Annotated in this window: 10 protein-coding genes and 1 pseudogene; all 11 read left to right on the top strand. The window is 58.0% G+C overall.

Features of this window, described 5'->3' with window-relative positions; genetic code table 11:
• Positions 1-151: 151 nt before the first annotated feature.
• Positions 152-553: pseudogene (locus B9A13_RS04440) on the top strand (cupin domain-containing protein); the annotation flags it as partial.
• 160 nt (positions 554-713) lie between these two features.
• On the top strand, positions 714-2,852 hold the full coding sequence (locus B9A13_RS14415) for a stalk domain-containing protein (RefSeq protein ID WP_242942773.1): 2,139 nt from the start codon (positions 714-716) through the stop codon (positions 2,850-2,852).
• A 245-nt stretch (positions 2,853-3,097) separates the two neighbouring features.
• Complete coding sequence (locus B9A13_RS14565) at positions 3,098-3,229, top strand: hypothetical protein (RefSeq protein WP_278308998.1); 132 nt, start codon at positions 3,098-3,100, stop codon at positions 3,227-3,229.
• Positions 3,226-3,450, top strand: a complete 225-nt coding sequence (locus B9A13_RS04430; RefSeq protein WP_084233841.1) for a hypothetical protein — start codon at positions 3,226-3,228, stop codon at positions 3,448-3,450. The genes B9A13_RS14565 and B9A13_RS04430 overlap by 4 nt, the downstream gene beginning before the upstream one ends.
• A gap of 566 nt (positions 3,451-4,016) precedes the next feature.
• Positions 4,017-5,222, top strand: a complete 1,206-nt coding sequence (locus tag B9A13_RS04420; RefSeq protein ID WP_084233839.1) for a CaiB/BaiF CoA transferase family protein — start codon at positions 4,017-4,019, stop codon at positions 5,220-5,222.
• A gap of 104 nt (positions 5,223-5,326) precedes the next feature.
• Positions 5,327-6,121, top strand: a complete 795-nt coding sequence (locus B9A13_RS04415; RefSeq protein ID WP_084233838.1) for an enoyl-CoA hydratase/isomerase family protein — start codon at positions 5,327-5,329, stop codon at positions 6,119-6,121.
• Positions 6,122-6,145: 24 nt separating this feature from the next.
• Positions 6,146-7,441 carry a GntP family permease gene (locus tag B9A13_RS04410; protein ID WP_084233837.1) on the top strand — a complete coding sequence of 432 codons (1,296 nt, stop codon included), beginning with the start codon at positions 6,146-6,148 and terminating at the stop codon, positions 7,439-7,441.
• Between the two features lie 30 nt (positions 7,442-7,471).
• The gene (locus B9A13_RS04405) at positions 7,472-8,605 is read left to right on the top strand and encodes an acyl-CoA dehydrogenase family protein (RefSeq protein WP_084233836.1); all 1,134 of its coding nucleotides are present in this window, start codon (positions 7,472-7,474) and stop codon (positions 8,603-8,605) included.
• 29 nt (positions 8,606-8,634) lie between these two features.
• Positions 8,635-9,411 carry an enoyl-CoA hydratase/isomerase family protein gene (locus tag B9A13_RS04400; RefSeq protein WP_084233835.1) on the top strand — a complete coding sequence of 259 codons (777 nt, stop codon included), beginning with the start codon at positions 8,635-8,637 and terminating at the stop codon, positions 9,409-9,411.
• 194 nt (positions 9,412-9,605) lie between these two features.
• Positions 9,606-10,688 (top strand): hypothetical protein, encoded by a 1,083-nt coding sequence (locus B9A13_RS04390; protein WP_242942772.1) that lies wholly within the window; start codon positions 9,606-9,608, stop codon positions 10,686-10,688.
• A gap of 18 nt (positions 10,689-10,706) precedes the next feature.
• A complete protein-coding gene (locus tag B9A13_RS04385) occupies positions 10,707-11,384 on the top strand; it encodes a PspA/IM30 family protein (RefSeq protein WP_084233834.1) in 678 nt (225 codons plus the stop codon).
• The last annotated feature ends 36 nt before the right edge of the window (positions 11,385-11,420 follow it).

Raw genomic sequence — 11,420 nt, 5'->3', positions numbered from 1 at the left:
CCGCGGGACCGAATTGATTTAACGGATACGCATGCCTGCCAGGAAACAGATTCTTTGAAAGGGGAATTCTATGTACCGATCCAAAAACACAGGCCGCGGCGGCGAGGCGGATTTCATCCCCGCCGGAGCTTACCGCGGGCGCATGTCCGCCGATAACGGGCCGGAGCCTTTTACTCTGAACATATCCCGGGCGGCGGAGCAGAACGGGACCTTCCGCACCACCGTCTGGACGGGTGAGCACCTGCAGGTGACGTTGATGTGCATTCCGGCGGGGGGAGAGGTGGGGCTGGAGATGCACCCCTGCACCGACCAGTTTATCCGCGTGGAAACGGGCAGGGGCCTGGTCCAGATGGGAAACAGCAGAGACGATCTGGGCTTCCAGAGGATCGTCTGCGACGGCTACGCCATACTGATTCCGGCGGGAAAATGGCACAACCTGCTCAACACGGGGCGCTGCCCGCTGAAGCTCTATTCCATTTACGCGCCGCCCCACCATCCGCAGGGGACCGTGCACCTCACAAAGGCCGATTCCGACGCGGCGGAGCACGGATAGAAATTACGGAGGCGGTACCGGCCAAATCAGGCGCCAATGGCAGGCGCCTGATTTTTGGGCGGCAGGGGCTGGAAACAGTTGCCATAAATGATTTAATATGATAAAATATGGGAAAGGCTGATGAAAAAAGAAGAAACGGAATTACGAAGGGAATGGTTAAATGGGCAGGAAGGTTAAGTTTGTAAAAACAGCGGTATGTCTTCTGGCGGCGCTGCTCATGCTGCCGGTTTGCGGCACGGCCGCTTCCGACAGCAAACTTGAATGGAGCACGGTCATATCCGAAAGCTGCAATTTTACAAGCACGGCTTACAACGGAAAAGACCAGTATGTGGTGGTGGGAACGGGCGGAAATATCCGAACCTCTTCCAATGGAACGAACTGGTCAAGACAATATTCGGGTACCACCGAGACCCTGAAGAAGGTCATCTGGGGCGCAGACCAATACGTAGCGGTGGGTACGGACGGTACGATCCTGACTTCATCGGACGGGGCAAACTGGTCCGCTTCCGCTTCCGGCACGGAGATCAGTCTGAACGACATCTTATGGGACGGAACACAATACATTGCCGTGGGATGGAGCTATCTGGCCAGAGAGGAAGCCTATGCCACCCTTCACAATGCAATCCTGCACTCCGCGGACGCGATCACCTGGGAAACAGTATCCGCTGATCCCCAGCTGGTTTTCAACGGTATCTGCACCAATGGGGAACTGTATCTCATACCCTGTGACAGCGGCAAATTCTATTGGTCCGGCGACGGCCTCAACTGGTCGGTCCTGGAAACAGGATATACTTCCGGCTGGATCTCCAGCATTGCGTGGAACGGGTCGAAATTTACCGCAGTGGGAGGCGACGGGCTGATCCTTACTTCTTCCGACGGGCAGACCTGGACCAAACAAGAGCTGACGCTCCAACCGTTTTTCGTCAGCGTTGTCTGGGACGGTAGCAGATTTATCGCTTTGTCGGAGGAGGGGATTTACATAGCCTCTTCCAACGGAATCAACTGGGGCGCGTGGTACCTGCCAACCGACAACTATTTAAGCGATCTTACCTGTCTGAACGGGAAATATTTCATATCGGGCTTCGGAGAGATCCTGCTGGTATCGGGCGACCTTTCATACTGGACGCAGACGGTGGAAAAACCCCCCGACTATTTTATCACCAGCGTCACCAATAACGGCAGGCTGTTCGTTGCGGTGGGAGGCTCCGGACTGATTCTCACTTCGACGGACGGAATCTCGTGGGAAGAACAGACGCCGCTGACTTCCGATACGCTGCGGGACGTCCTCTGGGACGGCAGCCGGTTTATCGCCATCGGGGACGCGGGGACGTTTCTGACCTCCGACGACGGGATTCAGTGGACAAAAAAGGTCTACAGCCAGATCGTGGAACCGTCGCAGATCGTATGGTCGGGCAGCCAATATGTGATCGTGGGACGCCATAATCTGATTCTTACCTCGCCGGACGGGGAGAACTGGACCCAGCAGACATGGGATTATACCTCTGAAGACGATTGGCTTAACTCCATTGCGTGGAACGGAAAGAGTTATGTGGTCGTAGGTATGTTCGGCGTCATCATTACCTCGCCTGACGCAGTGAACTGGACAACTCAGAATTCTTATACCAGGAACAACCTGAATGCGGTGATCTGGGCCGATTCCCGTTTTGTCGCGGTGGGAAGCTGGAAAACCATCGCGGTTTCATCGGACGGCGTCAAATGGAAAGCGACCGCGTCTCCCTCCGAATATGAAATCAAGGATATTACCTGGAACGGGAAGGCATATATAGCCGTGGCATACGGCGGAAAGGCGCTGGTTTCCGCCGACGCGGAGACCTGGACGGAAATCGAAACCGGCCGCGACGATTTGATTAACGCCGTCTCCTGGAACGGATACCGGTATGTGGCGGCGGGATACAGCGGCACGGTGATCACGGCTGTGCCGCGGGATATTATCAAGGTCACGGTGGACGGGATCCCCGTTTCCTTCGACGTGGCGCCTGCCGCAATCAGCGGAAGGACGCTGGTGCCGCTGCGCGCCATCTTCAATGCGCTGGGCGCCGAAGTGGAGTGGGATCAGGCGACGCAGACCGTCACCGGCAGGAAGGACGACACCGTTATCCAACTGACCCTGGGAAGCAGCCAGGCGACCGTCAACGGGAAGAGCCTGACCCTGGACGTTCCGGCGACTGCGATCGACGGGAGGACAATGGTTCCGGCCCGGTTTATCGCGGAAAGCCTGAACTGTGAGGTAAGCTGGGACGGAGATACGCAGACGGTCATCATCGAGGCAAAGGACTGAAGGACCGGGGAACGATTGTCCGGCCCAAGCTGATAAAATAAGCAAGCGGCCGCCGCCCGGGAAAGATCAACGGGCGGCGGCTATCATTTTTTGCCGGTGTGCGGAGGCCTCCCTACGGTTTACATACAACACGGCGCGTTTCATATCCGGGATTGAGCGGAGAGGTCCGGATGGATGTGCATTGCTAAGCTTCCATTTAATTGATATACTGTATAACAACGAGAAACGAACGGCGGTTGGGCTCCATGGAAATCAAGAAGGTACGGCTGATCGAACCGGGGAATCTGCCCTATCGGAAATCTTTGCTCAACCTTTTTGTCTACGACAAGTACATACGCACCGGCCGGTTCCGCTTCGGGAAGAGAGGAAAAGCATGAGAAAACGAGGGAAATATTCGTTCTGTCTGGCGATGCTGGGAAGCGCGATGCTCCTTTTTGCGCTGGGCTTCGTATGGTATGCCCTGAATCACCCGGAGCAGTCGTTTCCCGGAGGAAACGCAGCGGCGTATCCGGTCTATGCCGCCTATCTGGCAATCATGACCGCATCTTTTATTCTGGCGGCGGTTTTCCGCAGAAGGACCGGAGACCGCGCCGAATAGGAGAATACAGGCTTTGGCGGGGACGGAAAACATGCTTTCCAATCTAATACGGATTCAAAGAGCCCGGGCCCCGGATGATATCCGGCGCCCGGACTTATTTTTGTCGGAAAACTCTGTTTTCCGACAAAAACGGGGGAAGGACCGCGCCTTTGCGAAGTCGCGCAAAGTATGCCCTGCGGGAAGTGAATTCCCGCAGGGCATTGGGATTTCGTTTTTTTGGGATATTGGTCACGGAGCGCAACGCAAAATCCCAAAAAGCTTTTCGGCGGTGGCGAAAAGGACGATGGGACTGCTTTGACAGGCTGACCCCGGGCCCCGGATGATATCCGGCGCCCGGGGTCTTTGCCGTTTTATTTCCGGCGGGCATGATGCAGCGTTTGTTTACCATGTGAAAGATTTGTCAATGAACCGTCCGATTGAATGCTAATTGTCCGATTTTCTTCATATTTATATAAGACAAACCCGTCCCGAAACGAGGACGCGGAGAAGAGCAGCGGGGCCGCGGCGGGCAGGACGGCCCGGAGGAATACCCGGTGCAGACGGGACAAAAGAAAGGAGAATGTATATTGAAACCGCTGGAAGGAATCAAAATCGTGGAGATTGCAAACTTCGTGGCGGCGCCGGCATCTTCGCGGCTGCTGGCGGACTGGGGGGCGGAGGTGATCAAGATCGAAGCGCCGGGGGGAGACCCCAACCGGTTCATGGGCACGCTCAACCGGATGCCCGGCGAGGACGGGGCCAATCCCACCTTCGACACAACGGCGATGAACAAGAAGCTCATATCCCTGGACCTGAAAAAAGCGGAAGCCAAGGCGATTTTGTTCCGGCTCCTGGAGGAGGCCGACGCGGTTCTCACCAATTTCCGGACCGACGCGCTGAAAAAAATGGGCCTCACCTATGAGATCCTCAGCGAGCGGTTTCCACGGCTGATTTTCGCGCAGATCCTGGGCTACGGCGAGGCGGGAAGCGAAAAGGACACGCCGGGGTATGACTACACGGCCTACGGGGCCCGGGGCGGACTCATCGGGTCGCTGCATCAGGCGGGGGGCGAGCCGATCAACGCCATCACCGCCTACGGGGACTTTCAGGCGTCGATCACACTTGCGGCAGGCATCCTGGGGGCATATATCGGCAGGCAGAAGACGGGGATGGGAGAAAAGGTCACCGTGAGCCTCCACCACACGGCGGTGTACATGTTCAACTGGGCGATCATGGCGGCGGCATTCGGCAACCACTATCCCAAGAACCGCAGATCGGTGAACTGCCCCACCATCAACACCTATCAGGGCTCGAACGGCAGGTGGATGCAGCTTTGCGTGCCGGAATACGACCGGTATTACAGCAAATTCATCACGCTCATCGGACGGGGGGATCTGGCAAAGGACGAAAGGTTCGACAAGATCGCCACTCTTACCAGGCTGGGCACCAACGGGGAACTGATCGCCATCATCGAGGAGAAAATGAAGGAAAAGACCGTGGACGAGTGGGTCGCAATTTTTAAGGAAAACCAGCTGCCCTGCGAGAAGGCATATGAGTTCGAGGAGATTCTGAAAGACGAGCAGGCGTGGGAAAACGATATCCTTCAAAAGATGAAGTATCCCACGGGGGACGAGGTCACTATCGTCCGGACACCGGTCCTGATGAAGAACATGGGGTTGCCGGAGTCAAGAGCCTCCGGCGCCATCGGACGCGACACGGCGGAGGTGCTGAAGAGACACGGATATACCCCGGAGGAAATCAAGGGGTTCAGAGCCGGAGGAATCATAAAATAATGTCCGCTGATTTAATGAATTGATATGACTTGGTTTTGTTTTGTTCAGCGGGTATGAAACCGCATTAAAACAGACGTCAAATCCATGGAAGGAAGAAGGAGAACATGTATAACAAGACGGTTTTGCTGGAATATGAGGGAAAGATCGCGTATGTGACGATGAACCGCCCGGAGGTCCTCAACTGCATCAACCTGGATGTGCTGGACGAACTGAACGAGGTGATCGACGATCTCACGGCCAAAGACGATGTCTCCGCGGTGATCCTCAAAGGCGCGGGGAGCAGAGCCTTTGTCTCGGGGGCGGACATCGGATACCTGAGCAGCCTGGACGTGTTCGGTTCCAAAGGGTACGTGGAGTATGGGCAGAGGGTCTTCAACAGGCTGGAAGCCATGAGGAAAGCGGTGATCGCGGCGATCGACGGGTACGCCCTGGGAGGCGGCTGCGAGCTGGCGCTGGCCTGCGACATCCGCATCGCCACGAAAAAAAGCAGGTTCGCGCTGCCGGAAGTCGGCCTCGGCATGATCCCGGGCTTCGCCGGGACCCAAAGGCTGCCCCGCCTGGTGGGCGCGGGGAACGCCAAGATGATGGTGTATACCGGGAAGCAGATCACCGCGGGAAAGGCAAAGGAGATCGGACTTGTAAACGAAGTGGTGGAGGATGGGGCGGAGCTGACGGAATACTGCAGGGAGCTGGCCGGTTCCATCGCGAAAAACAGTCTCATCGCCGTGAGCATGGCAAAGACGGCGATCAACGAGGGGCTTTCTCTGGACCTGCTCCGGGGAATCGAGCACGAGGCGGCCATCTTCGCGGTGAATTTTTCCTCCGGGGACAGGGAGGAAGGCATCCGCGCGTTTCTGGAGAAACGGAAACCGAATTTCAACAGGGGGAGTCCAATTTAATTTTATAAAGCTGGAGGGAGTCACGTGGGAGTAGCGGTATTGATACTGGGCCTTGTGTGCCTGAGCCTGTTTGCCCTGAAAGGGATCCCAATCGTAATCGCAGCGTTTCTCTCGTCTCTCATTGTCATGCTGCTTTCGGGGCTGGATGTGCTGACCACGTTCAAAACGGTCTTCATGCCCGGGATGACGGCGTTTATCACCAACTACTTCATCATCTTCCTACTGGGCGCCTTCTTCGGGAAGATCGTGGAGCTCAGCGGCGCCGCGGAAACCATTTCCCGGACGATTACCGGTAGGTTCGGAGAAAAATACGTAGCGGCGGGGGTCATCATCGCGGCGGCGATCCTCACCATGGGGGGCGTGTCCGTCTATGTGGCGCTTTTCGCCCTGTATCCCATTTCCATGAGCCTTTTCAAGCAGGCGGATATGCCCCGGCGGCTCTTTGCGGCGTGCTACATGTGCGGCGCGGGCACGTTCACCATGACGGGGCCGTTTTCGCCGGCGATCCAGAACGTGATCCCCACCACCTACCTGGGGACCACCGTGGCCGCCGCGGCGGTGCCCGGCGTCATTACGGCCGTCTTCTGCGCCGTGCTGGGAATCCTGTACATGCAGTGGCGGGTGAAAAAGGTCAGGCTCGCGGGGGAGCACTTTGTCTCTTTAACCGAGGACGTCGTCATCCAGGAGGACGCGAAGCGGCCGAATTTTATTCTGTCGATCCTCCCGCTGGTGATCCTGATCTTCACCCTGAACGTTCTGAAGTTCCCCATCGAGGGAGCCCTGCTGGCAGGAGTGATCTCCGGGATCGTCCTGTATTTCCCGTACATACCGAAGGATTTTAAATTCCTGGTGAAGAGCTTCTACCAGGCGATCACGGACGCCACCATGGCGATCACCAACACGGGCACCACCGTAGGCTTCGGCAAGGTAGTGGCCTCCACCGCCGCGTTCGCGGGCCTGATCCCGGCCGTCACCAACCTGGGGGGAAATCCTCTCGTCGCGGCCGCCGTCGCCACCACGTGCCTTGCCGGAATCAGCGGTTCCTCCTCCGGGGGCCTGGGAATCGCCACGCCCCTCATCGGGCAGATCTTCCTTCCCTTGGGAGTCAACGCCCAGGCGCTGCACCGGGTGCTTACGGTGGCCAGCAGCGGACTGGACTCCATGCCCCATAACGGCGGCGTCGTAACCTTCCTGAATTTCTCCAAGACAACCCACAAGGAGGGGTACTTCGACATCTTCATCGTATCCGTGGTGATCACCCTGCTGCAGACTATTTTGCTGCTGATTCTCATCAGCGCCATGGGAATGACCTGGGCATAAACAATTGCTGAATATAAAGGAGGGCCAAAAATGGCTATCGTACTGACGGAAGAGCAGATCCAGCTAAGAGACCTGGTGCGGGACTTTATGGCCGGAGAGGTGAAACCCTATATTTCGGAGTTTGACGAAAAAGGAGAATTTCCGCTGGAAATCTACCGGAAATCTTTCGAGCTGGGGTTTCACTGCCTGGATATCCCCGAGGGAAACGGCGGGATCGGGCTTGACAACAAGACCATGTGCGTCATCCTGGAGGAAATCGGGAAGGTGGAGCCGGCCATGGCGATTACCATGCTGTGCACCTCTCTGGCGATGAAGTGCGTACTGGTGGGGAAGAACCAGGAGCAGATCCAGCGGGTGGCCGACATCCTGATGCCGGGTGGGTTCGGAGCGTTCTGCCTCACCGAGCCGGACTCCGGCTCTGACGCCGCGTCTTTGAGAACCAGTGTTGTAAAAGACGGGGACGACTATGTGCTAAACGGCAGCAAGTGCTTTTCCACCAACGGGGGGTATGCCGACGTCTACATCGTATTTGCGACTTTGGACCGAAAGCTGGGGGCGAAAGGAATCTGCGCCTTCATCGTGGAAAAGGGCACTCCCGGTCTTTCGGTGGGCAAGCACGAGAACAAGATGGGCCTGCGCCTTTCCAACACCTGCGACGTGATTTTCCAGGACGTGAGGGTGCCGGCCAAAAATCTTCTGGGAAAAGAAGGCGAGGGATTCAAAATCGCCATGGAGGGCCTGGACGAGGGCAGGGCGTACAACGGTTCCATCGCCGTGGGGATCTGCCAGGGGGCGGTGGACGCCTGCGTCAGATACGCCAAGGAGCGGCGGACCTTCGGGGTGCCCATCATCCAGCACCAGGCGGTGGGCATGATGCTGGCGGACATGGAAATCTATACGGAGGCGGCGCGGCAGCTGGCTTACAACGCCATGAGCATGGCGGACGAGGGGAAAAAGATTACCAAGGAGGCCGCCATCTGCAAGTGCTTCTGCGCGGACGCCGCCATGAAGGTGACAACCGACGCCGTGCAGATCATGGGCGGATACGGATACAGCAAGGAGTATCCGGTGGAAAAACTCATGCGGGACGCAAAGATTTTCCAGATCTTCGAGGGGACGAACCAGATCCAGCGGCTCGTCATTCTGAAGGAAATGGCCAGATGAGAAACCGGCCGGACAGGGGGCGATGAGCGGTGAACGGGCTGCTGTACGAGAAAAGAGGAAACGTAGGAATCATCCGGTTCAACCGGCCCAAGGTTTTAAACGCTGTTGACACGGAAACCGCCGGGGAGTTCTCCCGGCTGCTGGACGAGATCGAGGCCGACCGGGAGGTGCGGTGCGCGGTCCTCACGGGAGAGGGCAGGGCCTTTTGCGCCGGAGGAGACATCGACGAGGAGAGCGGCAAGGGCGTGCAGGCCGCCTTTGAATTTGCCGTGACGGGAGACCGGCTGATGGAGAAAATGGAACGGCTGCGGGTGCCCATTATCGCGGCGATCAACGGTTACTGCCTGGGCGGAGGGCTGGAATTCGCCATGGCGTGCGACATACGCCTGGCCGCCGACAGCGCCGTGCTGGGTTCGCCGGAGGTGTCGCTGGGGACTTATCCCGGGTGGGGCGGAACGCAGCGCCTTCCCAGAATCGTGGGCGCCTCCAGGGCCAAAGAACTGATGATGACCTGCGAAAAGATCAGCGCCCAGGAGGCGCTCCGGATCGGGCTGGCGGACAGGGTAGTCAGGGCGGAGGAGCTGATGGACGAGGCGCTGAAGCTGGCAGGGACCATCGCGGGCCGGCCGCCGATCGCGGTGAGCGCCGTTAAAATCTCCGTAAACGAAGGCATGCAGTGCGACATTACACGGGGAATCCGGCTGGAGGCAAATCTTTTTGCGCAGCTGTATGCCACGGAGGACCTCCGGGAAGCATATACGGCGTACCTGGAAAAACGGCCGCCGAAGCCTTTTACCGGCAGATGAGCCCGCCGGCAGGGACGGGCGCCGGCGGACATTTCCGAAAGCCGGATTAAAACGCGCAGGGGAGGGCGTCCGCCGACAAAACAGCGCTTTTCGGCGGACGCCTTTACCATTATTTAACCTTTATTTAATTTGACATAGCAGGACACGTATGCTAGATTTTATATAGGTTTTTCCTTCAAAGGAGATGATAGGCAATGGGCAGAGGCGGAGGCGGCGGAGGCGGCGGCTTCGGAGGCGGCGGTTTCGGAGGCGGCAGCTTCGGGGGCGGTTTCGGCGGCAGAAGCGGCGGCGGATCCTTCGGCGGAAACCGGAGCGGCGGCGGCCGCACCGGCGGTTTCGGCACCGGGCGCGGCGGCGGTTCCATGGGCGGCCCCGGCGGTTTCGGCGGTCCGGGACCGGGACCGGGCGGTTTCGGAGGCGGGTTTCGGGGGCCGATCTTTTTCGGACCGGTTTTCGGTTGGCCTCGCAGGCGATACTACGGCGGCCCCGGCGGCTGCGGATGCGGCACGGCGATCGCGGCGGTTATCATTATCGCGGTCGTGTTTGCGCTGATCATCGGGTTTTCGTCCGGGACGGGCTTTTCAAGCTCCGGCAGCTCCGGAATCACTGCGTCCACCATCGCGCGGGAACCCCTGCCGGCAGGATCGGTGAACGAGACCGGGTATTATACGGACGAGCTGGGCTGGATCGACAACAAGACCACACTTTTAAACGGAATGAAGCACTTTTATCAGGAGACCGGCGTGCAGCCTTACCTGTATATCACCGACACGGTGAACGGCTCTCATTCCCCTACGTCCGCGGAGCTGCAAAGCTTTGCCGAGGGACTGTACGACCAGCTGTTCACAGACGAGGCGCATATCCTGCTGGTGTTTTTTGAATACAACAGCAACAGCCAGTATATGGACTGGTACATCTGCGGCACCCAGGCCAAGACCGTAATCGACCAGGAAGCGGCGGACATTCTGCTGGACTATGTGGACCGGTATTACTACGGGAGTCTGTCGGATTCCGAGATGTTCAGCAAGGTTTTCTCGGACACGGCGGACCGGATCATGACCGTGACCACATCCCCGTGGATCCCGGTGCTCATCGTTCTGGGCGTGGCCGCGGTGGTGATCGTTCTCTTCGTCTGGTGGAGGCACCGGGTGAAGCAGAAGAACCTGGAGGCAAAACAGACGGAGGACATGCTCAATACGCCCCTGGAAAAATTCGGGGACACGGAGGCGGAAGAAGCCGCAAAAAAATATGAAGACGACGAAAGAGACAGGGAATAACACAAAGGAGGAAATGTAATGGCAATTCTGGACAGGTTCAACGACATCATCAAAGCGAACATCAACGCCGTGTTGGATAAAATGGAAGACCCGTCGAAAATGATCGACCAGTATCTCCGGGACATGATGGAGGATCTGGCCGAGGTGAAGCAGAGCACGGCGGGAGTGATGGCGGAAGAAACCCGCACAAAGCGCCTGGTGGACGAAAACCACGCGGAGGTAGCCCGGTACGCCGAGCTTGCGAAAAAGGCGCTGCTGGCCAAAAACGACGGAGACGCCCGGACGTTCATCGCCAAGAAACAGGAGCTGGAAAACGCGGGCGCCGGCCTGATGACGGCCTACGCCACCGCCCATGAAAACGCGCTGAAGATGCGCCAGATGCACGACAAGCTGGTGGCGGATATCGAGTCGCTGAAGGCCCGCAGAGCGATGATCCACGCCAAGGTGGCCGTCGCCAAGACCCAGCAGACCCTCAACCAGGCCTCCGCTTCCGTTGGCAAGACCGAGAGCGCCATGAATGCTTTCGGCCGCATGGAGGAGAAGGCCAACCGGATGCTGGACGAGGCCAACGCCATGTCCGAGCTGAACACAGCGCCGGTGGATGAGGCCAAGGCCTTGGAGGAGAAGTATGCCTCCCAGGGACCCAGCGCCGTGGATGACGAGCTTGCCAAATTGAAGAGCGAGCTGGGACTGTAAGGAAAATGTACTTTACACGATAACTAAAACCTCGGG

Source organism: Papillibacter cinnamivorans DSM 12816 (assembly GCF_900176335.1).
GTDB lineage: Bacteria > Bacillota > Clostridia > Oscillospirales > Oscillospiraceae > Papillibacter > Papillibacter cinnamivorans.
This window is presented reverse-complemented; position numbering and strand designations above follow the sequence as displayed.